This window comes from Tardiphaga sp. 285_C5_N1_2 (genome assembly GCF_052076065.1).
In the GTDB taxonomy this organism is placed as follows: domain Bacteria; phylum Pseudomonadota; class Alphaproteobacteria; order Rhizobiales; family Xanthobacteraceae; genus Tardiphaga; species Tardiphaga robiniae.
In genome coordinates this window covers 1832580-1858398 of sequence record NZ_CP197241.1, presented here as the reverse complement: position 1 = coordinate 1858398, position 25819 = coordinate 1832580, and the positions used below count along the sequence as shown (strand labels likewise).

Sequence of the window (25819 nt, the reverse complement as noted above, 5' to 3'; positions counted from 1 at the left end):
GGAAGGCAGTAGCCAATAAGGCGAAGGCTATTTCTTCGCTTTCCCCTTCTTCCTTGCAGCCTTCAGGGCATCGGCTTGCGCGCGGAACGCTTCAGCCAGATTCCGCATCGGTTCAGCATGCTCGGTGTCTTCCGAGCGATGAGCTACGGCCTCGGCTTTCTCGGCCTGCTTCCTCAGCGACTTCGTTGGTTTCATGCCGATGTTGTACCGCAACGCGGGAAGTTGTTCCACGCTTCCACGCTCCCTCCGGACAGCGTAGGATCCGACAATGAAACAGTCCGACGCTTACCGGGCGAATGCAGAGAACTGCGCGGAGATGGCCGCTGCAGCCGATAGCGAGCCAGCCAGGAATCGTTTCAAGCGCATGGAAGCTGCATGGCTCGCGTTGGCCGAGGAAGGGGACTGGCTCGACGGCGAGACACCGCTGGAGAAGTCACCAGTTAATCGACAGTAACCCGATGACCGCCGCATGGTCGAAGGGGCGCTACCGTCACTACCCTTATTATTTATGCATGACTCGGGGCTGTGAGGCTAAAAGCAAGTCAGTGCCGCGCGCGAAGCTCGAAGACGGCTTTGCAGAGATCATCAAGACCTTGCAGCCCGCGGAAGGGCTCTTCGATCTGGCCAAGGCAATGCTATGTGATGCTTGGGACATGCGGCTGGCCGCTGCCAAAAACGAGAAGAGTGCGCTTCAAAAGCAATTTACGGATGTCGAACGGCAGATCGGAAATCTCTTGGATCGCGTCGTCGATGCCTCCAGCCCATCGGTTGTGAGCGCTTACGAGACCCGGATCGAAAAGCTCGAACGCGAAAAGATCGTTCTCGCCGAACGGGTTGCCAGAACGGTACCGCCCAAGGGGCGGCTGGAGGATTGTATCGAACTGGCCCTGAGATTTCTGGCAAACCCTTGGTACATCTACGAAAACGGCGACTACGTGATGCGTCAGACCGTACTGAGACTGGCCTTTCAAACACCTCTAAGATACGGCAAAAACGGGGTGTATCGAACTCCCGAATTTTCGCTCCCTTTCAGGTACTTGGCAGAAACTTTCGGTGAAAAATGCGAAATGGTGCCGGTTGAGAGGATTGAACTCCCGACCTTCGGTTTACAAAACCGCTGCTCTACCGCTGAGCTAAACCGGCAACAAGATCAATGGGTTAATTGATTTCCCAAGATCGAAATGGGACGTCCGGACCAGTCGCCTGCCCGCGTCGCGCAGTCAGATATCAGAGTTGTCCGGCAAGGGCTACTCCCGCGCGCGCCAAACCGGCGCATGCGCTTACAGCCACGCGTAAAGCAGCAGCAGATTGACCGCACAGGCGGCCATCAGGGCGACCGTGAGTGCCACCTGCACCCCGTCGCTGCGGATATTGTCGATCATTCTCATCGCCCGACAACCATCAAGCGATTCTGGCAAGGGAGTCTCGAACCTTATTTTTCCCGGGATTCAGGACTCGTTTACTTTCGATTCCTGGTGCGGGGGCAGCGGAGAGCTCGACTGTCTACTGCCCCGCGCTCGTCATTCCCGGGCGCGCGTCGCCGGCGAAGCCGGCAGAGCGCGAACCCGGAATCCCGCTGTGTTTGGCGCGATCGTAGTCTCCCACGCTGAGATTCCGGGTTCGCGTCCGGCAAGTGCCGGCCGCGCCCCGGAATGACAATTTGTGGCCAGGGACGCGCTAAACATTTTTTCCTATCTAGTGTTGACAATATCCCGACGTGGATTATATTCCCCTTCGTCCTGCCCCACCGAGAGGGGCGATCGCGATCGTCACGTTCGCGGGGTGGGATGCGGTGGACGCCGGAGATGCGGCGTCACGCGGTTCATGGGGTGACGTCTGTCTTCGGGCAGGACGGATCTGCGCCAGCACTGCCACTGGCAAGGAGACGGCCGGCCCTGGGCGGAAAGACTCCCTGGACAGTGTGACGGACGACCAAATCGAAACGCGTTCGGCCAAGTGCTTTGCGGCTACCCTGTCCCTCCGCCCTGGGACATTAATTTTGGTGATGGGACCGTTCGCCATGGCAGATGTGCAGGCAACCGAAAAAACACCGCAGGCGGAACGTCGGGCACTTGCTCGGCGCCTCCGAAAGTCCTGATGCACTCTCAATTGCGGAAGACCGCATTCGCATCAGGCCCAAGGGTGCAACGGGCACCCGGCGTTCCGCACGCCCTCTCACAAGAGGGTGGGAATGCAAACCACGACGGCGCCCCCGCGCCGCAAACAATGGGGGTGATGACGCATGTCTGAAGAGCAGTGGCTGTTTGACAGTTGAATCTGCGATGGCGCACAGGCGCCAGAAGTTTCCCTCCCTCAAGCATTGCGTAGCAATGCGCAGTGGGGTCCGGCGGACGAATTCGTCCGCCTTAGTCGGCCGAGCGAGACGATGCGAAGCATCGACGAGGTGGAGGCCGGGGTGGGGTGCCTCCGCAAGCACTGAGCCAGTGGAAGCGCCCCACCCGTCTGGCCTTCGGCCAGCCACCCTCCCCACTGCGCGGCTTCGCCGCTTGAGGGAGGGAAAGAAAGACAACGCCCCCACACAAAAAAGGCCGGCGTGATGCCGGCCTTTCCGTCGAAGATTGAAGCGGTTTCGTACTTGCTCAGTACTTGGCGACCACCGGGCCGCCCCAGCCGAAGCGATAGTTCAGACCGGCCTTGATGGTGTGCTCGTCGTTGTTGAAGCTGGTCGAGCCGCCGGGAATGGCCGTCGAGGTGATCGTGGTGTTGCCGAAGTTATAGTACTGATATTCGACCTTGCCTGACCAGTTCGGCGAGAACATGTATTCGAGACCGCCACCGACCGTGTAGCCGTCCTTCTTGTTGCCATCGATCACAGCAACCGCGGGAGCGACAGCGGCGATGGTCAGGTTGTTGTTATCCTTCCAGGCGTAACCGCCCTTGGCGTAGAGCAGTGCCGGACCCCAGGTGTAACCGAGACGACCGGTGACCGAGCCGAGCTGATCGTTACCGCCGCCCGTGATGGTCGTGCCATTCGGGAAGACGAGGCTGGTATTGCTGCTCGCCAGCCAGCTGTACTGGGCTTCGACACCGACCACCCAGTTGGTGGCGAACTGATAGTCGAAGCCGCCCTGCACACCGCCCATGAACCGGCCGCTATCGCCGACGAGGCTGTTGCCGTCACCGAAGGCGCCGCCGAGATGGCCGCCGATGTAGAAACCGGTCCAGTTGTAGACCAAAGCCGGCGCCGTATAGGCCGGGGCCTTGGTATAGGTCCGCGCCGGAAGGTCGGCAGCGAAGGCTGAAGATGAGATCGCGGCCACGGCAACGATGGCCGACGCGCTGAGCAAAAGCTTCTTCATGGTTGTTCCCCTGTGTTGCGTAATGACCATCGAAAAACAACGTGGCGGCAGTTTGGTTGCTTCACGGCAGGCGTTGCCACATCGATGTTTGCCGACTGCGACAAAGCAGCAACACTTTTGGATTTATTCATTTTCAGGCGGAGCGAAATGGCTTTTGGTTCAATGCTCACACGAACTTGATCGGGTTTTCAGTGTCCAGATACCCACGCCGGGCTGCGGCAATCTCGTGGCGACGTTGCGGTCAGTTGAGGGCGCCAACGTCGGCATTGATCGTGCTCGCATCGAGCACCGACAGCAGATCTAAAGAGCTGCCAACAACGCGCTACCGCGTCATCTTTTCCATTTCGGGGAACGGCGCGTAGGTGGCGCCGGCGCAGGCTTCGGTGACATTCTCGACAATGCGATCGAGGCGCTTGTCGACATAGGATACCGCCCGCTCCTGCGGCGCGGTGTATCTGCCATCGAAATCCTTCGCCGTGTAGCGCACGCAACTGACATAGCGCAGCCGTCCGCCGACGGTGCGCTGCACCGGCTCCGCCATCATGGCGTCACGAACGCCGACCGGATTGTTCAGATAGGTCTTGAAGAACGCCAGCAGATCGACGCGATAATTGGTCGGAAATGGCTGCGCGGCAACGCCCTGATCATCCGTGAAGCTGATGCCACCGGCGCCGCCGCCTCCGCATGCTGCAAGCCAAAGCGGCAGCAGTACCGCTGCTGCCTGTTTCGCCGATATCCCCAAATGCCGTCTCATCCGTCGTGCCGTCTCAATTACGCAGGCGTGTCCCCGTCATGCCTCTCCTAGACGGTTCGCCCGGGAATTGGAATTCGCATCTCGGTGACGGAGCCGCGCAAACGAACCGGCCTGCCGCACCTCAGGGATGTTATGCATCCCAGGGGATAGGTACAGCAGGCCGGCCGTTGAAACTCCGCGATCGCGGCTGGGCAATATGAGGCCGCGACCGCGGAGCCCCTCAGCCGCGCTTGTGCACGACTGTGGTCTGGATGGCGGTGTGCTTGTGAACTTTGTGAACGCTCATCTTCTTGTGGAAGCGATGATGAGGACGGGCATGGCGGTGATGATGGCGGACCATTTTCGCATTTGCGTTCAGCACGCCGGGCTTGGCCTGCACCTTGTTATCGGCCGACGTCACCGGCTTGGTGATCGGCGCCGGCGTGGTCTTGGCGATACCGGCAGCCATCGCGGGAGCGGCAAGCATGGAAACTACGATCAACGCGGTGGAAATTTTCTTCAACATGGTCGTCTCCTGTCGGTCTCGATCACGAAGTTGACCGGTCGGTTGGCCGGGCTTGTCGATCAATGCAGTCAGACTAGCGACGCTGCGCTGAACCCACTCTGAGGAAGCCGGACAGGCTTCGTTCATCTCGGTGACATCCTCGTCACGATCGGCTGGGTCAGGCGTCCTGCCCCAAGTCTGCTGCCACAAGTCTGCTCCCCATGTCGGCACAAGCGGGAATGAACACCCACGTCCGGTGTTCACAACCTGAGACTTCCGTGTCAGATTATTGCTGTTGCAAACAGGAGCGCTGCATGACCCACCTCGCGATCAGGCTGACGACGCTGGCAATGTTTTCCGTGGCCGTTGCCGCCACGCCCTTCATGACCTCGGCCTATGCCGCAGGCGGCGATACGCCTTCCGCACCGCCGGCGTCCGACACCAAGGGCACGAAGGACAAGAAGAAGAAAACCGAGACCAGGAATCCGAACAGCGAGAATACCGCGTTCCTCGCCAATTATCGCGCGGCCTATGCCACGGTCTATGACAAGCAGGACTACACGGCCGCCATCGCGCAGCTCAAGGCGCTCGGCCAGGACGACCGCGCCGATGTCGCCAACCTGATCGGCTACTCCTATCGCAAGCTCGGCGACTACAAGGTCTCGCAGATCTGGTACGAGCGCGCGCTGAAGGCCGACCCCGCTCATGTCCGCACCTGGCAGTATTACGGATTGTGGCAGGTCGAACAGGGCAACCGCGATCAGGCGCAGTATCATCTCAACAAGATTGCTTCGCTGAGCGGCAAGGACTCCGCCGAATATAAATCGCTCGCTGCTGCGCTGGACAAGGCGCCCGGCTCCGGTCCCACCTACTGATCCCATTCGCGGATCAGTCAGCCGGTGCAATCCTTCGGATTGTGCCGGCTTTGTTATGGCTGAGAGATCAGTTCATATTCGCGGCTGCGACGCTCTCCTCACATTGAGACCTCTGATGGATCCCTGGCTGAAGCCCGCACTCGACTACATCCACGACTGGCTCTCATTCCAGATGGCAACGACGCAGCAACCCGGCTGCCTCGTAGCCATCGCGCATCGCGGCAAGATCGTCGCTGAATATGCCTTCGGTCACGCTGACCTCGCGACCGGCGAGAAGCTGACGCCGCGGCGTCGCTTCCGGATCGCCTCGCATTCGAAAAGCTTCACATCTGCCGGACTGATGAAGCTCCGCGAGCAACGCAAATTGCGCCTCGACGATCCCGTTGGCGACCATGTGAAAGGCCTGCATCCGCAGGTCGCTGCAACGACTATCGGACAATTAATGTCGCATAGCGCCGGCCTCACGCGCGACGGCGTCGATGCCGGGCAGTTCATCGACAGCCGCCCCTATCTCGACAAGAAGGAGCTATTGTCCGAGCTGCAGCAACCGCCCGCGATTGCGCCCGGCACGCGGCTGAAATATTCCAACCATGGCTTTGGCCTGCTCGGCCTCGTCATCGAAGCTGTCACCGGCGAGCCCTATCGCGACTGGATCAGGCGCGAGATCATTGATGCGGTCGGCCTGCGCGAGACCCAGCCCGACATGCCGCTGGCAAATGGCGCGCCCCTCGCGCAAGGTCATACGCCGCGGCTTCCGCTCGACCGCCGTCTGGTCATTCCCGGCGACACGCCGTGCCACGCCATCACGCCTGCTGCGGGCTTCGTCAGCACCGCAGCCGACATCGCGCGCTTCTTCGCGCAGCTTGCACCCAATGCAAAGCACAGCGTGCTGTCTGCGGCGGGCCGGCGTGAGATGACACGGCGGCACTGGCGCAATCCGCACGCAACTATCGAGAGCTATTACGGCCTCGGCACCATGAACGGCACCACCGCCGGCTGGGACTGGTTCGGCCACAATGGCGGATTTCATGGCTATATCTCGCGCACCGCCGTGATCCCGGCCTGCGAGCTGACGATCTCGGTTTTCACCAATGCCACCGACGGCTGGGCACCCATCTGGGTTGATGGCGCCATGCATATCCTGCGCGCATTCGCCCAGCGCGGCGCGCCGCAGAAGCGCGTCCGCGACTGGACGGGACGCATGTGGACCTCAGGGAGCGCGTTTGATCTGGTGCCCATCGGAGACCGGGTGCTGGTCGCCACGCCTCAGGCGATCAATCCCTTCATGGACGTCGCCGAGATCGAGGTGACCGGCAAGGACAAGGGCACGATCGCCGCGGCCGCGGGTTATTCCAGTTATGGGGAAGCAGTCCGGAGGGTCCGTAGCAAGACCGGGAAAGTGACCGAGGTTTGGCTCGCCGGCAGCAAATTAAGGCCCGAAAAGGCGGTCGCGGAGGAGCTGACCCGCAAATATGGAGCAACCGGGCGCCGCTCGCTCCGTTAACGATGCGGCGCTCCCTGCAGCCCGGCGGTCTCAAAGACCTGCTATCCTTTCGCTCGACAAGCCCCAGCGAGGTCGGCTAGACGACCCCGCGCAATCACGCAGCATGAGCCGGCGATCCCCTGATGAACCCGTCCAAGCGCTATGACCGGATCGCCTTCGTGGCCAGCACCAGTGCGGAAGCGCAGGCAGCGCTCGACCAGCTGACGCAGCTCTATGGCAATGCCGATCCGGAAACCGCCGATATCATCGTAGCCCTCGGCGGCGACGGATTGATGCTGAAGACGCTGCACGACTTCATGCGCACGGGCAAACCGATCTACGGCATGCATCGCGGCACCGTCGGTTTCCTGATGAACGAGTTCTCAACGCTTGATCTGCATGCGCGCCTCACCGCGGCGCGCGAGACGCTGATCAACCCGCTGCTGATGCGCGCCACGGACGTCCATGGCGGCGTGCACATCCATCACGCCATCAACGAGGTCTCGCTGTTTCGCCAGACGCATCAACTGGCGCGCCTGCGCATCCTCATCGATGAACGCGAACGGATGGCCGAACTTGCCGCCGATGGCATCCTCGTGGCTACGCCGGCCGGCTCGACCGCCTATAACCTGTCCGCGCAGGGTCCGATCCTGCCGATCAATGCCGCGCTGCTGGCACTGACGCCGATCAGCGCGTTCCGCCCGCGGCGCTGGCGCGGCGCGCTGCTTCCCAATACGGCGATCGTCGCAATCGAGGTGCTGGAAGGCGAAAAGCGCCCGGTGGCCGCCGTCGCCGACAACGAGGAAGCCCGCGACGTCCGGCGGGTCGAAATCATCTCCGACAAGTCGATCTCGATGCGCATGATGTTCGACCCCGGCCACAGCCTGGAAGAACGCATCCTGAGCGAACAGTTCGGATACTAGAATTCATCCAACTGATACCGCCGAGGGATTATGCCGTTCGATTTCGTCCTTGTGGCAGGCCCCTTGGTCCGAGGATCAAGTTGGGAGTCGACGGCCGAACATCTGCGGGGCGCAGGATGCCATGTCCAAGTACCGGACATATTGGCTTACCATGCCTCGCCACCTGCATGGAGCGCATGGACCCAAAGTCTTCTCGATCATATCGTGCCGAGCAGCCAACTGATTGTGGTGGGACATAGTTCTGCAAGTCATCTTGCTGTCGATCTGGCGACCAGGCTGCCCATGCGTGGCGTCATCATTGTCGATGGCGATGTGCCCCCATCGCATGGCGCAGCCTCACCCGTCAGACCCGCCTTGCACGACCACGTGAAAAACCTCGCCGGTGCCGACGGGACGCTTCCGATTTGGTCACAATGGTTTTTTGGGGATGCCCGTCGCGCATCTCTGGTTGGCATTGATATCTTGGCCAGAGATCCCGTAGCCTTCGCGCAATTCGAAAGTGAACTTCCCAAAATGCACGTCGATTGGTTCGATGACACGATCGAACTCCCGCGCTGGGATCATGTGCCTGCCGGCTTCATCCAGACTTCAACAATTTACGATCATGCAGCCGCAGAAGCTCAGCGACGCGCCTGGCCAGTTACGAGGCTAAATGGCACGCATTTGCATCCCATGCTCCGCCCCGCAGAGACCGCGGACGCGATTCTTGGAATATCGCGTCGACTTGGGACGTCCCCATAGCGGCCTGGGCTCCTGCAGTGCCTCAACCATTCGTTAAGACGCGGCGCGGTATGGTTAACATCGGGTAACGGTCCCAGCCCGGTTCGAGCCGCATCATGTTCCGTATCGACTTCAACAAGCTGCGTTTTCTGGTCTGCGACGACAATCCGCACATGCGGCGCATCCTGCGCACGCTGCTGCATTCGTTCGGCGCCCGCGAAGTCTATGAAGCCGAGGACGGCGCCACGGCGCTAGAAATGTACAGCCATTACGTCCCCGACATCGTGATTGCCGACTGGGCGATGCCGATTTTCGACGGGCTGGAACTGGCGCAGATGATCCGGCAGCCGGATTCCAAGGGCAATCCCTACGCGCCGATCATCATGCTGACCGGCCATTCCGAGAAGCGCCGCATCACCATGGCGCGCGATGCCGGCGTCACCGAATTTCTGGCGAAACCAATTTCGGCCAAGGGTCTCTATCTGCGTATCATGAGCGTGGTCGCGCATCCCCGCCCCTTCATCAAGACGAAGAACTATTTCGGGCCCGACCGCCGCCGCAACACCACCGTCGCCTATATCGGACCGGAACGCCGCAATGGCGGTGAGGCCGAGGTTCTGCAGCAACCATCGCTGCTGGATAAAGCCCGTGTCACTGGCTAGCGCAATGTTCGGAGAAACGACCATGGCCAAGAACAAAGCGCCGGCGCCGCCGAAGGTGCAGGCTTTCGCCGATCACCAGGTCATCACGCCGCCGAACACGCTGAAGCACGCGATCCGCCGTGTCATCGATCGCGAGCTCGACGATCCCGTGGCGCGCGCCGAACAGGCGCTGGCCAATCTCTCCGGCGAGTTCAAGACCTGGATGCGCAGCGAATGCGACCGCCTTGCCGCAGCACATGCCGCGATCCTGAAAAAGGGCTTCGATACGCACACCCGCGGCGAGCTGTTTCGCGCCGCTCACGACATCAAGGGCGACGCCTCGACCTTCGGCTTTCCTGCCGCTGGCGTGGCCGCCGAAAGCCTGTGCCGGATTCTCGAACACGCCCCGGATCTCGATGCGGTGCCGACGGATCTGATCCAGCACCATATCGATGCGATCCAGGCCATCGTGCGCGAGCACAACACCATCGAGAAGGCCGGCGTAGCCAACGAACTCAGCGCCCGCCTGCGCGCCGTCGCGGATGATTATCTGACGGTCGTCAATCGGGATCGGCCGGATCATCTCGAGATGATCTCGGCGCCGAGCATCGTTCCGAAGGAATAGCCGTTCTCAGTCGTCATTCCGGGGCAGCGCGAGCCGCGCAGCGGATTGAGCTGAACCCGGAATCCCAGCATGAGAGTCTCCGACAGCGCGAGACATATCGGGATTCCGCGTTCCGACGCCTTCGGCGTCTTCTCGCGCCCCGGAATGACTCGCTCTGTGAGCCTACGCCGCGATCAGCTGATACTCGTCGCGCGCATTCGCCTGTTCGGCCAGTTCATCGCAGAACACCCGCGCTTCCTCGCGAGCCGATTCCGTCGCGAAACGCCGCAGCAGGATCAACAGCGGCTCGGACGCCGCCTCATCGGTCTCGCACACCGTCAACACCCGCTCGACCATGCGACGACGCAGCCGTACGGCGCCACCGACGGAGCCGATGAAACCGATTTCATTGCGCGCAGCCAGCGCGGCGCGGAAGGCAGGGAATGTCGACTCCGGCAGGCCTGCGCGGGCAAGCAATGCGTTCAGCCCGGCACCGACGCCGTCATAGACCAGCGCGGCCACGCGGCTCTGCGGCAGGCCGGACAGCTCCACCAGCGCCTGATCGAACAGGTCGAGATTACCGGACAGCAGGGCACGGAGGATCAGTCCGACGGTCAACTGCCCGGCTTCGCGCAAGTGATGCACGAGATCACGCATCTCGTCGCCGCGCGAACGCGACGCAATATTGACCGTGGAGCGCGCCATCGCCTCGTCGGCAATGCGCTCGGCACGATCCGGCGACAGCCAGTTGCGTGCAACGACGAAGCGGGTCAGTGTTTCGGAGAGCTTGGCCACCAGTGCGAGGCGCGTCGTGGCTGGCAGGTCGCCAAGGGCCAGCATCGCTTCGCGGATGGCGGCGAGATGACCGTGACGCTCGACGATACGGTCCCAGGAGAATGGCGCCAGTTCGGCATATGGATTTTCGATGAGTTCGAGCGCCGCAGCGGCAGAACCGACTTCGGCAATGGCAGCGCAGATCGAGATCGGAAGATTGATGCGGCGCGCAACGGCGCATTGCAGCTCGCTGTTCCCCGTCGCGACGATGTCCACCAGATCGGCATCGATCAGCAGCGGCGAATGTTCAAGCACTGGAAGCGATACACAGGGCTGATCCACCGACAGCGCCTGCACGATGGCCGGGGGCGCCGACGGCGCACGGGCGAAAACCTGCGCCATGGCCTGGCGCACCAGCGGCGACGCATCATCGAGCAGCATCAGCAGCGCGCCTTCGGCTGCGGCACGGTCGTCGTCTGAAAGATCAGAAAAAATCCAGGCCCGCGCCAAAGAGCGCGTTGCCTCTGCCCGCTCGCTGGCTGGAGCGGTCCGTACCCAACTGATGAACTGCCGAACAATCATGGTTCTGCCAGCCTACGCAACAAGATCAACACCGAAACGCGATGCCACTGTCAGAGAAAATAAACCATCCCGCTTAACAAACGGTTCACCATAAGCTTATGGGTTTGTTGAGGTTTTATTAAGGGATCGGACACGCGGGGAAATCTGTGGCTCCCGGTGAATATCACACACTCCGCCCTCATCCTGAGGAGCGCGCCCTTGCGCGCGTCTCGAAGGATGGCCGCTAGCGGCGATGCCTGCCAACAGCTCATGGTTCGAGACGGCGCTGCGCGCCTCCTCACCATGAGGGGACGGAGCTAACTACTAAAAGTCCCGGCGCGATCGCTGAACAGATCGAGCGGCTTGGGCACGCCGACTTCAGGTGCCTTCGGCAGCGACGTGGACGTCAGTGACGTGCGGTTGCCCCACAATTCCTGCACGGCCGGCGACACAGGTTGCGCACGATCGCCGCCCTGGAACAGCGACCGGAAAATCGGCTGTTCCTGCACGGCCGTCGATGACTGATCGGACGCAAAGCTTGCGACCTGCGCGGTGCTCAGATCCGGGAAGCGCGACAGGAAAGTCGCATTGCTGGAAGGCGTCAGTGGCGAGACTGCCTGCGCCGTCACCACACCCGCGGATGCCATCGCCGTCCGTGTCGCCGTGGAATTCGCAGCACTGTCATAGCGCGCCGACAGCACCGAATAGACCTGAGACACGCTGCGCGCGCTGCCGCTCTGATCGTAGAAGATTGGCCGGTTCGCTGCGGCGGCATTCGGAAACAGTGCAGCGCCCGATGCGCTCGGATTGTTCGCCGCATTGTTGATCAGCTTGGAGGCGCCGCTGACGCCCATGAAATGCGCCATATAGAGTTCGGAGTCGCTGGGACGGCGCCCGATCTCGCCAGTGAGCTTGAAACTGTTGGACTGCGTCAGCACGCCGGCCATCGATGAACTCGCGACGGGATCGTCACGCAACTTCAGGATCTCAGCCTTCGCAGCCGGATCGCTCACCGAATAACTTCCCGACGGCGACTTGGTGATGGCGTCGGCATATTTGCCGTAGCCGAGCTGCGTGCCGGCTTCCTTCACGGTGCCGAGCCAGGTCTGCTCGATGAACTGGAACAGGCCCTTGGCCGAGGACGTCGACGCCGTGGCCGAGGGATTGAAATTGGATTCCATCTTGGCGGTGGCGAGCAGATATTCGAAGCTCGTGCCCGTGGTGCCGGCAGCATTCTTGATCGCGCCGGTCACCTGACTGCGCGTTGACGAGAGTGTTGATGCGAGGTTGGTCGCGTCGACCGCCATAGTGTGGTGCCCCGCTGCCGCGAAATGACTACCAGGAATCGTGCCCTGCCAGCCGTGCGGAAGCCGCGGACACAGTGGGACATTCATGGTTAACAAAACGCTAAGGCGGTTTTGGCGCCCAACACCTCCATCCGTGGTTGAATATTTTACAGAGCATTAACGCGAGGGTGTTTCCGTATGTGTCTGACGGAGATTCGCTCCATCGGCAGCGGGAATGGAGCTCACGATGGTTGCGGTCGCAAACGCGAATTCGACGTCGACCCAACCGCGGGACAAAGCGGCCCCCGCCGCCGTTGCGCCCGCCAAGCCATCCGTCTCATCCGACAAGCCTGCATCTGCGCCGACAGCCCCTGCCGCCTTCGTATCGCTGTCAGACCGCGCCAAGGCGATTATCGAAAAGGCCAAGGCCGATCAGGCCGCGACCGAGGGACTCACCGATACATTCGACGAAATGCTGACGAAGCGGACCGACGCCCTGGCCGACCGCCTCTCCAAAGCGTTCGAGAAAATGAACATCCCGCCGGAGTATGCGACGCATATGAAGGTCGACAAATTCGGCAACGTGACTGCCGAAGGCCCCTGGAAGGCCAAGATAGAGAAGATGTTCAGCGACGATCCGGCGCTCGCCAAGGAGATGAAGGAAGTCTCGGGCCTGAATGCCCTGAAGGCGGCGCAAGCTTCGCTCGATCTCTATAACGAGCAGAAAAAATCGACCAATAGTGAAGCGAAACAGGCGGAAGCCTGGAAGAACTACAATATCCGTTCGATGAACATCCAGACCCTGTCTGGCGTCATGACCATGAAGGACGGCAAGCTCCGGTCGGCGGCCGTCGATTACATGAACATGATCGCCGATCCAACCGGCATCAACGCCGCCGAATCCCGGCAGGATTTTGCCAGCCGGCTGGCGTAACCCAAGATCGGAGCCAGTTCAGCTTCCGTAGACCGACGCCGGATCGAACACCTTGTCCGCATCGATGAACGACACCTTCGCTGCCCCACCCTCGCCCTTGGTGATCGCGCGATAGAAACATGAGCGACGGCCGGTGTGGCAGGCGGCTCCGCCGATCTGCTCGACCTTGATCCAGATCGCATCCTGGTCGCAATCCATTCGCATCTCGACGACGCGCTGGGTCTTGCCCGAGCTCTCGCCCTTGCGCCATAGCGCCTTGCGCGAACGGCTGTAATACCAGGCATCGCCGGTTTCGATAGTGTTGCGCAGCGCCTCGTCATTCATATGCGCCACCATCAGCACGTCGCCATTCGCCACGTCGGTCGTCACGACGGTAACGAGACCGGCAGCGTCGAATTTCGGCGTGAGCGCGAGGCCTTCTTCGAGATCATGACTGTGCGCGTGCGATGTATTGGACACGGGAAAATCTCTCGCTGTGGTCGTCAAACGAAAATCGGGCGCCTGATGCGCCCGACACTCTAGCAGCAAATCACGGTCGTCGCGCGATCAGCGCGACGTGGGTTTAGCGCGACATGGACTGGATCATCGACATGAACCGCGCCTGCTCGGCAGGATTGTCACGGAAATTGCCGGTGAAACGCGTGGTGAAAGTGCGTGAGCCTTCCTTGCGGATGCCGCGGGCCGACATGCAGGTGTGCTCAGCCTCGACCATCACGGCAACGCCGCGCGGCTTCAGCACTTCATCGACCGCAGCAGCAAGCTGCGCGGTCAGATGCTCCTGGGTCTGCAGCCGATGGCCAAAGATATCTACGAGACGCGCCAGCTTGGAGAGACCGACGACGCGCTCCACCGGCGTATAGGCAATATGCGCCTTGCCGTAGAACGGCATCATGTGATGCTCGCAATGGGAGACGAAGGCCATGTCGCGGATCAGCACGAAATCATCATAGCCCGCGGTCTCGCCGAAGGTCCGATTCAGAACCTCGGCCGGGCACTGATGATAGCCCTGGAACAGCTCGTCATAGGCCTCGACCACGCGTCGCGGGGTGTCCATGAGGCCTTCGCGCTGCGGATTCTCGCCGATATAGGCGAGCAACGTCTGCACGGCCTGCTCTGCCTCGGCGCGCGAGGGCCGCAGCTGGTCGGGATTTACCGCCGCAGCCAGAAATTCGGCGGGATCGAGCTCCGCCGGCCGGAATTCCTGCACTTTGCTCTCGGCAGATCTGACTTCAGAAGATTTGCCATCCGGGGATTTGCCGCGAAGCGGCTTGATCACAGCGTCCATCTTTACTCCGTTCGACCGGCCCCACGGGAGGCCGGAGTGTCACCGGGCAGACGGGGCGGCAAGGCCGCCGGACGCCTGAGTCCGTCAATAAAACATCGTCTTGCGACAATAACACCGAGACCGCCGAACTGAATTCTCAAATTCCGGCGATCTGGAGAACGCCCGGCGCTCTGTTGGCCGGGCTCCGCCCTATATAGTGGACCATTACGACTGTTGCCAGCCGTCAGGCTACCCACTCATCACATTTAAATCGTTGGTCTTTTTCCTATTATTCCCAGCACGCGATTCAAGGGCAATACCATGTGAGCCTAGGGTGATGACCCGATACTTCAGAATGGCACGGAGGAACAATCTTGGCAGCGCGCATCGCGTCAAACAGCTCCCCGCGCGACTCTTATGGAGGACGCTGGTTCGGAGGGAGGTGCCAGAAACAGCGCGAACGATCCGTAACCTAGGCATTGGTTGGAGGAAAAGGCGATGGCGGCATCCTGCAAGTATGAAATCAGCATTCTGAAACACGACGAGCAAGAAATCGTTCTTGCTACTCATCATCCCGCCATCGGCAAATTAACGCGCGACAAGCTGGAGATCCTTCGTTCGAGGCTACGGGATTTTCATGGCAAGGAGCACACCCTAGCGCGGCATCGACAGCGCGAAGCAAGAGGAAAAGCCGAACCGAGGGGCAGCAGCTTTTCGGGAACAGCCGAGCATGCAACTCAGCGCAAGCAAGTCTTCGTTGCTGCTATAAAACGCGTTAGCAAGGAGCTGAGGCGCCTGCAAAACTTCAAAGCGAAAAAGGAACTCGGAGAGGCCGCCAGGCGCGCATTGGCCCTGCGACGGGCACGGCAATTCTCTCGACCGCAGAATGATCCTCGCCCTGGTGAAGGCATGCGCTCCATCCCGAGCCGGCGCCGGAATATCAAGATTCCTCCTTCACGGATTGGGAGGGTGTCGCAGGCGAACAAGCGCGCGCAGGCTCGGCGCGACGTCAGCCGCGGAAGCGATTAAGCGGCGCGGAGGGATCCGAGATTCTTTTATGTCTGGACGAGCGCCGGCTGATCGGAGGCATCGAGCCTTTGGGTCTGTTCCCATCACGGATCGCATGTGATCCGATCGGCGTGCCTTCTTTCTGAGATGTTGGGCGGTCGCTAGAGTGTCCCTACATGACGGGGATGGCTGCGACGTGCAAAATCCGTGCGTCGCCAAAAACATAACTGCTCACAGACCATTGAAACTGCTGATCTTTTATTTCATGGAATGGACGCTATATAGAGTCCAGTTCCTCGCGCGCCAAGGACGTGATCCCGGTGACCGATGGCACAGTTAAGGTCCGAACCAGATGCTGAACGACATCTATAACAAGCGCATCATCGAGCTCGCCGGTAACATTCCCCGGCTGGGCCGCCTCCCTGCTCCCGATGCGTCAGCCACCGCCCATTCCAAGCTTTGCGGATCGACCGTCAAGATCGACCTCATGATGGATGCTGATGTGGTCACCGACTTCGCCCATGACGTGAAGGCCTGCGCCCTGGGCCAGGCCTCGTCGTCGATCATGGCGCGTCATGTGGTCGGCTCGACTGCCGAAGAATTGCGTGCGCTGCGCGAGACCGTGCGCAAGATGCTGAAGGAAAACGGCGCACCGCCATCGGACGGAAAGTGGGCAGATATCGCCCTGCTCGAACCGGTGCGCGACTACAAGGCGCGCCACGCCTCGACGCTTCTCACATTCGATGCGGTCGTGGACGCCATCGGGCAGATTGAAGCCAAGTCAAACACCGGAGCTAGCCAGCCGACGCCGGCATAACGCCAGCGCGGCTATTTCCCTGACGGTGCCGATACGACGCCGCCAGTCGGCACCGAGGCCTCGGCCGTCTTGGTCGACTTCGTCGACGACACGACCGGCGCCGAAGCGACCGGGGTGTTTTCATTCTCCGGCCCGCTCACGAAACGATCCTGTACCGACTTCGGCACCAGTGATGCGACCGGCGCCTGCTGCTCGCGAGGCTCGGGCAACACATCACCGACACTATGGCTGGTGACCAGATTGGTCAGCTTCAACTCGGCTTCCGTAAGCCGATGTAGATCGTCCCACGGCGGCACGCTGAGCGACAATGACAAGAGATCGCCCGTGCCTCCCATGTCGAAGGTGTATTTGGCGAGACGGCCGATATCCCGCTCGACGATCATCAGATCATTTGCCGTATAGCTCGCAGCCTTCGGGTCGTCGGCGCGGTCGCCCATCCAGATCTGATGGACGCGCACCAGGGATTCCTCGGCCACATACCGGGTCTTGCCCGCCAGCAGCAGAAAAACGCACATGGATTCGCAATAGGCCTGCGGCACGACCGCCGGCTTCATGACGCCCGAGGACGATTGCAGGTCGACCGTGATACCGACTGTGGTGCTCAGACCAAGCTTGCGCCAGCGCCGGCCCATGGTGATGGCGTCATTGACCGAGCCGCCGCTGGAATCCAGCACCACTGTCGCGTCAGTCAGATCGCGGCCTTTGGAAAACTCGTCGAAATCCCTGACGGTGTCGCCGGTGACAATCCCCACCGCGCCGATCCAGCCACGGCAATTCGGCTCGCAGGCCACCCAGGTGAAGCGCATCGGGAGTTTGCGTTCTTCGAGAACGGCTGCAGCTTGGGCAGAGGACACGGCCGAAGCCAGCAGGCCCGCCGCGAGTCCGGGAAGAACGATGCAAAAGGCCGCGGCGCGAAACAGCGCCGAACTACCTGATCGAAGCGACCTCATACGTCCCAAGTCGGTTCCTTCCCCGCACTCTCATGAGCAATGGCAACGGCCCCAAACAACGCTCATGATTCTGTCACACGGGCGTTAAGTGAAAACCTAACGAGCTTCGCCGCAGCGTCCAGTTACTTTTGCTGCACTGCATGCAATAAATTGGCAGGTGTGTCTCCAATGCATAAGTAGATGGGTTCCATGCAAAGGAACCGGGCAAAACCCGGCTGATCTGATAGCAATCCGACCATGAAACATTCATCCATGTGCCCGAACTGCGTCGGTACTATTCAACGGCTGCCGCGCAATGCCGGTCGCGGCATGATCTGGATATACCGCCACACGCTGTCTCCGCTGGTCGGCTACAATTGCCGGCACGTGCCAACCTGTTCGGTCTATGGCGACGAAGCGATCGAGCGCTACGGATTGTGGGCCGGCGGCTGGATGACACTGGCCCGACTGCTCCGCTGCCAGCCATGGGGCACGTCGGGTATCGACAACGTGCCGGTCAAGCTGTCGCCCGATGCCCGTTGGTACACACCGTGGCGCTACGCGCGCTGGCGCGGTGTCAATGACAGCGCAAACTAGAAGCTTACGCAGACATTGCCGACCTTCGTGAGCACGGACTGCTGATTGAACTGCCGCTTATAGCTGTCCGCGATGGCAACGAGGTCGGCACGTTTCTGAGCGTCGTCGGCGAAAGTGATCAGAACGACCTTTGCCCTTTCGCGGACATCAACATTACGCACGCCGTCGCGCCACTGCCCGTCTCCATCGATGACAGTGAGACCATCGGGAAAGCGGGGCGTGATTTCCCTTGCGACGAAATTTGCAAATGCAGATTCGCTGATACCGGGCCGATCGCCAATGTTGCGGCCGAAGATCATCTCCGCAGACACCATGACGCGCGACGGCGGCAGACACGCTTGCGGCGGCAGCCATGCACAGCCGCTCATCAGCACACTGACTGTTAATGTAGCAAGGCATGCGGAGAACAGTTGGCGGATATGTCGCGGCACACCGAACCTCAAATTATCAAAGCTATTTTTACAAAATGCCTACTGGTGGGATTGTTGAATAACATTTGATACCATAGGGTGCCGCCACTTCATCTCGCCAAATTCATCTTCACTTAACATCACTGCCCGGGGCACTCAGGTGGAAGACGGCCTATACGAAGTACATTTTCATACTATTCATGGCACCGGGACCGGCGTCGTCTATGCAATCGGCGGAAAGCTGCGCGGCGGCAACTCCGCTTTCGCCTTCATGGGCAACTATCAAAACAGAGGCGAGACTATCTCTGTCAAGGTGTCATCGAAACGCTACAACCCGGATCAGAGCTTCAAGTCGGTGTTCGGCTTTGAAGGTGTCACACTGGCTTTGACCGGTCGCGTCAATGGCGACCTGCTCGATTTCGAAGGCAGTGCGCTACAATTGCCCGGCGTGCCGTTCAAGGCGCAACTGACCCGCATCTGCGACTAAGCGACACGTCCCGACATTTTACGGCTGAACGCGATGGCCACCAGTGCCGTCGTCAGGAAACCCATCGCGACAAACCCCGACGCGTGGAAGTATCCGCCGGCGAACAGCGCGCCACCGATGCCCGATCCAATCGCCTGGCCGACATAGAGCATCGATGTATTGAGCGAGACCGACGCCGCACCGGCCGACGGTGCCGCCATGATCAAGCGGACCTGCTGCATCGACGTGATGGCGCCGAAGCCGAGCCCCCAGATCGCGACGCCGAGCGCCATCACGGGCAGATGGCCTGCGCCAAGCGTCCAGACCGTCATGCCAGCCAACACCAGCGATGTCGATAGAATGGAGGTCCTCAGCGGCCCCCAGCTATCGACGATCCGCGTCGCCGTCATGATGCCGAGAAAACCGCAGACGCCGTAGATCGCGAAGACGGATGCCGCTGCGTCGTGCCCTGCGCCCGCGAGACGTTCGAGCAGCGGCGCCATGAAGGTGAAGATCGAGAACTGCCCGGCGATCTGCAGCATAGTGATCGACAGCAACAACAGCACGAGCCGGTTGCGCGCCAGCGCCGACCATGTGCTGAGATCGACAGTGGCGCCGAACAGCCCGCGCGGAATCCGCCACACCAGCAACACGAAACTGATGCAACTCATTATGCCGACGCAGCCATAGACCTCGCGCCAACCGAAGCGGCTGGCGATGAACGTCACCAGCGGCAGACCGACCGCAGCGGCGAGGGTCCAGCCGAGAAAGACATAAGCAACGCTGCTACCCCGCTTCTCCGGCGGCACCAGCATGCCGACCACGCCTGCCGCCTGCGGAGTATACGGTGCCGCAGCGATGCACATCACCAGGCGGATCGCGAGCAGCACCGCATAGTTGGGCGCAAGGGCCGAAGCGAGATTGCACACGGCCACGACCGCGATGACGCCGATCAACATGTGCCGTCGCTCGATCCGGCTGGTCAGCCACGACATCAGCGGTGAGCAGATGCACAGCATCACTGCGCCGAAGGTGATGAGCAGTCCTGCCTCGCGGATGGTGACGCCGAGGCCGGCCGACAATTCACCCAGCATCGCCGTCGGCCCCAGCAGGCCGATGCCGGTGACGAAATTGCCGATCATGAGTGCGGTGGGGGCGTAGGGGCGGGAGACTGTCAAGATATCGCATCTTATGGATGCAACTGCATGCAAGTCAAACCTGCAAGCCAAGCGTGCAAATCAGGTCAGCCAGACTGGTGTTGCAACGCCCGAATCGGCTGCTATACCGCTCGTCCGCTTACCTGCGCCCGTGTGCAGGAGTGAGCCATCGGAGAGAAGACATGACAGAGAATAATGAAGGCTCGGGATTCAAGTTCGGCCTCGCCAACCTCACCCCCGCCGAAACCAACAATATCACCGTTACATTCCCTGACGGCGCCAAGCGCGAATTCGCGAAGGGCACGACCGGTTTCGAGATTGCCAAGGGCATCTCGCCGTCGCTGGCCAAGCGTACCGTCGCAATGGCGCTGGACGGTACCGTCTCGGATCTCTCCGATCCGATCGACGCCGACGCCAAGATCGATTTCATCAACCGCGACGACCCCCGCGCGCTGGAGCTGATCCGGCATGACGCGGCGCACGTGCTCGCCGAAGCCGTGCAGACGCTGTGGCCGGGCACCCAGGTGACCATCGGTCCGGTGATCGAGAACGGTTTCTATTACGACTTCTTCCGCAACGAGCCATTCACGCCCGAGGACTTCGGCGCGATCGAGAAGAAAATGCGCGAGATCATCGCGCGCGACAAACCGTTCACCAAGGACGTCTGGGATCGCGAAAAGACCAAGCAGGTATTCCGCGACAAAGGCGAAGCCTTCAAGGTCGAGCTGGTCGACGCCATTCCCGGCAACGAGCCGATCAAGATCTACTACCAGGGCGACTGGTTCGACCTCTGCCGCGGCCCGCATATGACGTCGGTCGGCAAGGTCGGCAACGCCTTCAAACTGATGAAGGTGGCCGGCGCCTATTGGCGCGGCGACAGCAACAATCCGATGCTGACGCGAATCTACGGCACCGCCTTCGCCAAGCAGGAAGACCTCGACGCATACCTCAAGCAGATCGAGGAAGCGGAGAAGCGCGACCACCGTAAACTGGGTCGCGAACTCGACCTCTTCCATTTCCAGGAAGAAGGCCCGGGCGTCGTGTTCTGGCACCCCAAGGGCTGGACCATCTTCCAGGCGCTGATCGCCTATATGCGCCGCCGCCTCAACGGCGACTATAGCGAGGTCAACGCGCCGCAGATCCTCGACAAGGTCCTGTGGGAGACCTCCGGTCACTGGGAATGGTACCGCGAGAACATGTTCGCGGCGCAGTCCGCTGGCGACGAGGCCGAGGACAAGCGCTGGTTTGCGCTGAAGCCAATGAACTGCCCCGGCCACGTGCAGATCTTCAAGCATGGGTTGAAGAGCTACCGCGACCTGCCACTGCGTCTCGCCGAATTTGGCGTCGTGCATCGCTATGAGCCGTCGGGCGCCATGCACGGCTTGATGCGCGTGCGCGGCTTCACCCAGGACGACGCCCATGTGTTCTGTACCGAGCAGCAGCTCGCCGAGGAATGCCTCAAGATCAACGACCTGATCCTGTCGACTTATTCGGATTTCGGCTTCGGCGACATCGTCGTCAAGCTGTCGACGCGGCCGGAGAAGCGCGTCGGCACCGACGAGATGTGGGATCACGCCGAGCGCGTGATGGCCACCGTGCTGTCGGTGATCGAGAGCCAGTCCGGCGGTCGCATCAAGACCGAGATCAGCCCCGGCGAAGGCGCGTTCTACGGACCGAAGTTCGAATACGTGCTGCGCGACGCCATCGGCCGCGACTGGCAGTGCGGCACCACGCAGGTCGACTTCAACCTGCCGGAACGTTTCGGTGCGTTCTATATCGACGCCGACGGCTCGAAGAAGGCACCGGTCATGGTGCATCGCGCGATCTGCGGTTCGATGGAGCGCTTCATCGGTATCCTGATCGAGCACTTCGCCGGCAACTTCCCGCTCTGGCTGTCGCCGGTGCAGGTGGTGGTCACCACGATCACCTCGGAAGGCGATGAATACGCCAAGGTCGTCGCCGCGGCCGCGCGCAAGGCTGGCCTCCGCGTCGAGATCGATCTGCGCAACGAAAAAATCAACTACAAGGTCCGCGAACACTCGCTGGCCAAGATCCCTGCCCTGCTCGTGGTCGGCAAGAAGGAAGCCGAAACCGGCCAGGTCTCGGTGCGCCGCCTCGGCAGCGACGGCCAGAAGGTCAGTTCGCTCGAGGAAGCCCTCGCCGCACTGGTCGATGAGGCGACACCGCCCGACGTGAAGCGCGCACTGGCGGAGGGCTGAGCCGATGAGCGACGATGAAGAGATCGAGATCGAAGCCTATCCGCTTCGGTCCTATCAGGTGATCGTCGATCCCAACCGGCCGGACGTGGTCGCGCTGGCATTCGAGACGGAGCGTGGCCATAGCCTCTATCTGGCCTCGCGGGCCGTGCTGGAGGATCTGGGCCGTGATCTGCTGGACCGTGCCTCCAAGATGCCGGAGCACAAAACGGTCAGCTGAGCGGATGCGCGCGGTCACAATCCGTCTAAATCAGCAAGGCTCGCCTCGTGGCGGGCCTTTTCGCGTGGTAAGCGGTCATTCAATTCCTGCGAATTCTGCGCATCCTCATCTGTGAGAACTGCCCGTGCCCGACATCATCGACTTCCTGAAGACCCGCCGCTCCGTCAAACCGCGCGAAATGACCGGCTCCGGCCCCTCATCCGCCGAACTCGAAACCATCCTGACCATTGGGGCACGGGTGCCGGACCACGGCAAGCTGGCGCCATGGCGCTTCATCATTTTCGAGGGCGACGCCCGCAAACGCGCAGGCAACGTCATCGCCACCGTATTCGCACGGAAGAATCCCGATGCACCTGTTGAGGATATCGAGGCGCAGAAACACAAGCTGACGGAAGCGCCGCTGGTGATCGGCGTGGTGAGCACCATCAAGCCGCATCCGAAGATTCCGTCATGGGAGCAGGAACTGTCCGCAGGTGCGAGCTGCTTGAATATTGTGTCGGCCGCTACAGCCATGGGTTATGGCGCCAACTGGCTGACCGGCTGGATGGCCTATGACCGCGACGTGCTCGAAGGTCTCGGCCTCGCCGCCAATGAAAAACTGGCGGGCTTCATCCATATTGGCGGCAAGCCTGACAAGGTGATCGAGGACCGGCCGCGGCCAGAACTCAAGGACGTCGTGACCCGGTTCTGAACCGGATTTACGCGGCCTGGGACGCCTGGCTGCCAAACCGGCGCAGCAGGTTCTCGATTTCCGATGCTGGCTTCGCAGGGCTGAACAGAAAGCCCTGCACCTCGTTGCAGCCTTCCGCGCGCAGCCAGTCCAGCTGATCGATCGTTTCGACGCCCTCAGCCGTCGTGGTGATGTTCATGCTGCGACCGAGCCCCGAGATCGCGCGCACGATGGCAACGCAATCCGGCCGCTCGATCAGATCCTTCACGAAAGACCGGTCGATCTTGATCTTGTCGAACGGAAAACTCCGCAGATAGCTCAGGCTGGAATAGCCGGTGCCGAAATCATCCATCGAGATGCGGACGCCCAGCGCACGCAACTGATGCAGGATAGCCAGGTTGGCCTCGGTTTCCGCAAGAAAGACCGACTCGGTAATTTCCAGCTCCAGGCGATGCGGTGACAGTCCGGAATAGGCCAGCGCAGCGACCACGACCTGCACCAGGTTGCGGCTGCGGAACTGCACTGGCGAGAGATTGACCGCGACCTTGATATCGTCCGGCCACTTGGCAGCTTCGGCGCAGGCCTTGCGCAGCACCCACTCGCCGAGCGTGACGATGAGGCCGATATCCTCGGCGACCGGGATGAAATCGGCCGGTGAGATCATGCCCTTGTCGGGATGTTTCCAGCGCAACAGCGCCTCGAATCCGGTGATGCGATCGGCGGCCAGATCGACCAGCGGCTGGTAGTGCAATTCAAAGTCACCGTCAGCGAAAGCGCTGCGCAGATCGAGCTCCATGTCGCGGCGCTTCTGCGCCTGACGATCCATCTCGCGCTCGAAGAAGCGATGCACACCGCCGCCTTCGGACTTGGCCCGGTACAATGCCATATCGGCATTGCGCATCAGCTCTTCGCTGGTATCGCCATCGCCTGGTGACATGGCGATACCGATGCTGGCGCCGATCACGACCTCGACGCCGTTCATGTCATAGGGGGCGCTGATGATCTCAATGAGCCGTGCGGCAAAATCATTGGCTTCATTGGGCGTGATATCGGCGGCCAGCACCACAGCGAACTCGTCGCCGCCGAGCCGCGCCGCGAGATTGTTGCCACGCACCTCGGTGCGCATTCGTGTGGCGACCATTTTCAGCAGCCGGTCACCCATGGGATGACCGAAGGAATCATTTACATTCTTGAACAGGTCGAGATCGATGCACAGCACCGCGACATGTTTTGTCGGATTGTCGTGATCCAGCGCCTGGGCCAAACGCTCCTGATAAAAAACACGATTCGGCAAATCCGTCAGCGCATCGTGATGCGCCATATGCGCCACACGCGCCTCGGCCTTGCGACGCTCGGTAATGTCGACGACAGCCACGAGAAAGCCGTCGCGGCCTTCGAACATCACGCGGCGGCCATAGGTCAGCACCTCGATCTCGCTTCCGTCGGCCTTCAGATGGCGCCAGTTGCGATCCGACTGATAGATATCTCCGAGCTGCATCAGCGCACGCGTGTGGAGCTCCCATTCATCGCGCGGCCAGATTTCCTTGAGCTGCATGCGGAGGAAAGTGGCGCGATCGTATCCGTAATGCGCGACAGCCGCGTCATTGACGCTGAGAAAATCCATCGTCTCGGCATCGAACACCCACATCGGCATCGGATTGCTGTCGAACAGCAGCCGGAACGAGGCCTCGCGGCGCTTAATGTCGGTGACGTCAGACACAGTCAGCGACACCAAGTCGCCAAAAGCGGTGGCGCTGAGCCGAAGGTTGCGATCATCGCTGTCGATTTCGAGCTGACCGCTCTGGCCATTGGCGATCATGGACAGCAGCCATTTCGTCACGCTCGGCAGCGACAATGCGTGGCCGCCCGCGCTCAGCTTGCGCCACTGAAGGTCGGTGGGTGTTACTTTCAGCAGGCGCGAAGCGCCCTGATTATGATGCACGATCTGGAAGTCAAAAGCCTGGCTTACGGAATCCCGGATTGCCGCAAGCGACACGATGCCTTCGTCCGTCGACGAGAAGATCGCATCGACCAGATTGTAACGGGTGCCCTGCTCGTTGACATAGACGCCGACCAACCGGCCACCCCAGCGTGACGCTGTCGGCAGCGCCAGAATGTCATAGGTGTGGACGAGACCGTCACGCACGCAATGCGCCACCATCAGATGCGGCCTGTTGGCCTGCAACGCGCAGTTTGCGGCTTCCGTTAGCGCACGCACGCAATCAGGTGCCAGCACCTCGAGCGGAATGCCCCAGCGATCGTCACCCAACCACTGTTGCACATAGCGGCCGCTGCGTGACACTTCGAGCGTCTCACCTTCGACTTTCAGCAGGACGATGTGATCGGCCATCCGCCCAAGACTGCCGAGCATCACTTCTTCATAGCCGGGCAGAATCTGGCCGGGACGAACGGCCGCCCGCCATTTGCGTTGCAAGGCGGGAATGTCGTCGAACAACTTGACGTCCGGGCTTCCGGATAACTGTCTGGCCGCGGTCACGACATCCCCTTCGGAACACTTGTAGCGATACGTGCTATTCGGGCTATGGGGATTAACGTCATGTAAACGTTCCGCGGCCGCGGACGGCAACGACGTGTTGTAACGCGATAAACTGGCACGATGGTTAGTTGGCGATTCAGGACCATGACACGCGCATGACAATTCATTCGCGTTTGAAGCGTGTTGTCTGCAACGAGACCTTTGTTCTG

At 61.0% G+C, this 25819-nt stretch carries 28 protein-coding genes and 1 tRNA gene; 16 read left to right on the top strand and 13 right to left on the bottom strand.

Annotated features, from left to right (window positions below):
* Positions 1-27: 27 nt before the first annotated feature.
* A complete protein-coding gene (locus AB7951_RS08760) occupies positions 28-231 on the bottom strand; it encodes a hypothetical protein (RefSeq protein ID WP_141137201.1) in 204 nt (67 codons plus the stop codon).
* A gap of 37 nt (positions 232-268) precedes the next feature.
* On the opposite strand from AB7951_RS08760, the gene AB7951_RS08755 reads away from it, so the two are divergent.
* A complete protein-coding gene (locus AB7951_RS08755) occupies positions 269-454 on the top strand; it encodes a hypothetical protein (RefSeq protein ID WP_120292917.1) in 186 nt (61 codons plus the stop codon).
* A 614-nt stretch (positions 455-1068) separates the two neighbouring features.
* Here AB7951_RS08755 and AB7951_RS08750 read toward each other — a convergent pair.
* Together AB7951_RS08750 and AB7951_RS08745 are read right to left on the bottom strand one after the other, a co-directional pair.
* Positions 1069-1143: transfer RNA gene (locus AB7951_RS08750), tRNA-Thr, on the bottom strand.
* 1457 nt (positions 1144-2600) lie between these two features.
* On the bottom strand, positions 2601-3320 hold the full coding sequence (locus AB7951_RS08745; RefSeq protein WP_089264886.1) for an outer membrane protein: 720 nt from the start codon (positions 3318-3320) through the stop codon (positions 2601-2603).
* Positions 3321-3342: 22 nt separating this feature from the next.
* On the opposite strand from AB7951_RS08745, the gene AB7951_RS08740 reads away from it, so the two are divergent.
* Positions 3343-3624, top strand: coding sequence for a hypothetical protein (locus AB7951_RS08740; protein ID WP_147421562.1), 282 nt, complete (start codon positions 3343-3345; stop codon positions 3622-3624).
* Positions 3625-3642: 18 nt separating this feature from the next.
* Here the strand turns inward: AB7951_RS08740 and AB7951_RS08735 are convergent, their stop codons facing one another.
* Positions 3643-4074: a hypothetical protein gene (locus AB7951_RS08735; RefSeq protein ID WP_439061759.1), complete on the bottom strand. Its 432-nt coding sequence runs from the start codon at positions 4072-4074 to the stop codon at positions 3643-3645.
* Positions 4075-4294: 220 nt separating this feature from the next.
* Positions 4295-4579, bottom strand: coding sequence for a His-rich protein BRANT (locus AB7951_RS08730; RefSeq protein ID WP_089264888.1), 285 nt, complete (start codon positions 4577-4579; stop codon positions 4295-4297).
* A gap of 293 nt (positions 4580-4872) precedes the next feature.
* Here AB7951_RS08730 and AB7951_RS08725 point away from each other — a divergent pair, with 293 nt between their 5' ends.
* The 6 genes from AB7951_RS08725 (at position 4873) to AB7951_RS08700 (ending at position 9825) form a co-directional block, all read left to right on the top strand.
* Positions 4873-5433 (top strand): tetratricopeptide repeat protein, encoded by a 561-nt coding sequence (locus tag AB7951_RS08725; protein ID WP_120286901.1) that lies wholly within the window; start codon positions 4873-4875, stop codon positions 5431-5433.
* Positions 5434-5548: 115 nt separating this feature from the next.
* Positions 5549-6937, top strand: coding sequence for a serine hydrolase (locus AB7951_RS08720; RefSeq protein WP_441255737.1), 1389 nt, complete (start codon positions 5549-5551; stop codon positions 6935-6937).
* 122 nt (positions 6938-7059) lie between these two features.
* Positions 7060-7839, top strand: a complete 780-nt coding sequence (locus AB7951_RS08715) for an NAD kinase (protein ID WP_120286903.1) — start codon at positions 7060-7062, stop codon at positions 7837-7839.
* A 30-nt stretch (positions 7840-7869) separates the two neighbouring features.
* Positions 7870-8580 carry an alpha/beta fold hydrolase gene (locus AB7951_RS08710; RefSeq protein ID WP_120286904.1) on the top strand — a complete coding sequence of 237 codons (711 nt, stop codon included), beginning with the start codon at positions 7870-7872 and terminating at the stop codon, positions 8578-8580.
* Positions 8581-8675: 95 nt separating this feature from the next.
* The gene (locus AB7951_RS08705; protein WP_068731951.1) at positions 8676-9221 is read left to right on the top strand and encodes a response regulator; all 546 of its coding nucleotides are present in this window, start codon (positions 8676-8678) and stop codon (positions 9219-9221) included.
* 22 nt (positions 9222-9243) lie between these two features.
* Positions 9244-9825, top strand: a complete 582-nt coding sequence (locus AB7951_RS08700; RefSeq protein WP_120286905.1) for an Hpt domain-containing protein — start codon at positions 9244-9246, stop codon at positions 9823-9825.
* 162 nt (positions 9826-9987) lie between these two features.
* Here the strand turns inward: AB7951_RS08700 and AB7951_RS08695 are convergent, their stop codons facing one another.
* Both AB7951_RS08695 and AB7951_RS08690 read right to left on the bottom strand, forming a co-directional pair.
* Entirely contained in the window at positions 9988-11160 is a 1173-nt protein-coding gene (locus AB7951_RS08695) for a DUF2336 domain-containing protein (RefSeq protein ID WP_120286906.1), read from the bottom strand.
* Positions 11161-11456: 296 nt separating this feature from the next.
* Positions 11457-12446 (bottom strand): transglycosylase SLT domain-containing protein, encoded by a 990-nt coding sequence (locus AB7951_RS08690; RefSeq protein WP_441255736.1) that lies wholly within the window; start codon positions 12444-12446, stop codon positions 11457-11459.
* A gap of 226 nt (positions 12447-12672) precedes the next feature.
* Between AB7951_RS08690 and AB7951_RS08685 the strand changes: the two genes are divergently transcribed.
* A complete protein-coding gene (locus AB7951_RS08685; protein WP_120286923.1) occupies positions 12673-13359 on the top strand; it encodes a hypothetical protein in 687 nt (228 codons plus the stop codon).
* An 18-nt stretch (positions 13360-13377) separates the two neighbouring features.
* Here AB7951_RS08685 and hisI read toward each other — a convergent pair whose 3' ends face one another.
* Both hisI and folE read right to left on the bottom strand, forming a co-directional pair.
* The gene (hisI, locus tag AB7951_RS08680; RefSeq protein ID WP_120286908.1) at positions 13378-13818 is read right to left on the bottom strand and encodes a phosphoribosyl-AMP cyclohydrolase; all 441 of its coding nucleotides are present in this window, start codon (positions 13816-13818) and stop codon (positions 13378-13380) included.
* Positions 13819-13921: 103 nt separating this feature from the next.
* The gene (gene folE / locus AB7951_RS08675) at positions 13922-14644 is read right to left on the bottom strand and encodes a GTP cyclohydrolase I FolE (protein WP_089264896.1); all 723 of its coding nucleotides are present in this window, start codon (positions 14642-14644) and stop codon (positions 13922-13924) included.
* Between the two features lie 477 nt (positions 14645-15121).
* On the opposite strand from folE, the gene AB7951_RS08670 reads away from it, so the two are divergent.
* Together AB7951_RS08670 and AB7951_RS08665 are read left to right on the top strand one after the other, a co-directional pair.
* On the top strand, positions 15122-15652 hold the full coding sequence (locus AB7951_RS08670; RefSeq protein WP_120286924.1) for a hypothetical protein: 531 nt from the start codon (positions 15122-15124) through the stop codon (positions 15650-15652).
* Positions 15653-15983: 331 nt separating this feature from the next.
* Positions 15984-16448, top strand: coding sequence for an iron-sulfur cluster assembly scaffold protein (locus tag AB7951_RS08665; protein WP_120286909.1), 465 nt, complete (start codon positions 15984-15986; stop codon positions 16446-16448).
* 11 nt (positions 16449-16459) lie between these two features.
* On the opposite strand, the gene AB7951_RS08660 is transcribed toward AB7951_RS08665, so the two are convergent.
* Positions 16460-17398: a hypothetical protein gene (locus AB7951_RS08660; RefSeq protein ID WP_439062671.1), complete on the bottom strand. Its 939-nt coding sequence runs from the start codon at positions 17396-17398 to the stop codon at positions 16460-16462.
* 237 nt (positions 17399-17635) lie between these two features.
* On the opposite strand from AB7951_RS08660, the gene yidD reads away from it, so the two are divergent.
* Complete coding sequence (gene yidD, locus AB7951_RS08655; RefSeq protein ID WP_439061760.1) at positions 17636-17974, top strand: membrane protein insertion efficiency factor YidD; 339 nt, start codon at positions 17636-17638, stop codon at positions 17972-17974.
* Here yidD and AB7951_RS08650 read toward each other — a convergent pair.
* On the bottom strand, positions 17971-18405 hold the full coding sequence (locus AB7951_RS08650) for a DUF3574 domain-containing protein (RefSeq protein WP_338117511.1): 435 nt from the start codon (positions 18403-18405) through the stop codon (positions 17971-17973). The genes yidD and AB7951_RS08650 overlap by 4 nt on opposite strands.
* Positions 18406-18544: 139 nt before the next feature.
* Between AB7951_RS08650 and AB7951_RS08645 the strand changes: the two genes are divergently transcribed.
* On the top strand, positions 18545-18871 hold the full coding sequence (locus tag AB7951_RS08645; RefSeq protein WP_093762042.1) for a GrlR family regulatory protein: 327 nt from the start codon (positions 18545-18547) through the stop codon (positions 18869-18871).
* Here the strand turns inward: AB7951_RS08645 and AB7951_RS08640 are convergent.
* Entirely contained in the window at positions 18868-19992 is a 1125-nt protein-coding gene (locus tag AB7951_RS08640; RefSeq protein ID WP_120286912.1) for an MFS transporter, read from the bottom strand. The genes AB7951_RS08645 and AB7951_RS08640 overlap by 4 nt on opposite strands.
* Positions 19993-20189: 197 nt before the next feature.
* On the opposite strand from AB7951_RS08640, the gene thrS reads away from it, so the two are divergent.
* The 3 genes from thrS to AB7951_RS08625 all read left to right on the top strand — a co-directional run bounded on the left by thrS (position 20190) and on the right by AB7951_RS08625 (position 23134).
* Positions 20190-22226 carry a threonine--tRNA ligase gene (thrS, locus tag AB7951_RS08635; RefSeq protein WP_120286913.1) on the top strand — a complete coding sequence of 679 codons (2037 nt, stop codon included), beginning with the start codon at positions 20190-20192 and terminating at the stop codon, positions 22224-22226.
* Between the two features lie 4 nt (positions 22227-22230).
* The gene (locus AB7951_RS08630; protein WP_120286914.1) at positions 22231-22443 is read left to right on the top strand and encodes a hypothetical protein; all 213 of its coding nucleotides are present in this window, start codon (positions 22231-22233) and stop codon (positions 22441-22443) included.
* Between the two features lie 124 nt (positions 22444-22567).
* Positions 22568-23134: a nitroreductase family protein gene (locus AB7951_RS08625; RefSeq protein WP_120286915.1), complete on the top strand. Its 567-nt coding sequence runs from the start codon at positions 22568-22570 to the stop codon at positions 23132-23134.
* 7 nt (positions 23135-23141) lie between these two features.
* On the opposite strand, the gene AB7951_RS08620 is transcribed toward AB7951_RS08625, so the two are convergent.
* Positions 23142-25610 carry an EAL domain-containing protein gene (locus AB7951_RS08620; RefSeq protein ID WP_120286916.1) on the bottom strand — a complete coding sequence of 823 codons (2469 nt, stop codon included), beginning with the start codon at positions 25608-25610 and terminating at the stop codon, positions 23142-23144.
* Positions 25611-25819: the final 209 nt, after the last annotated feature.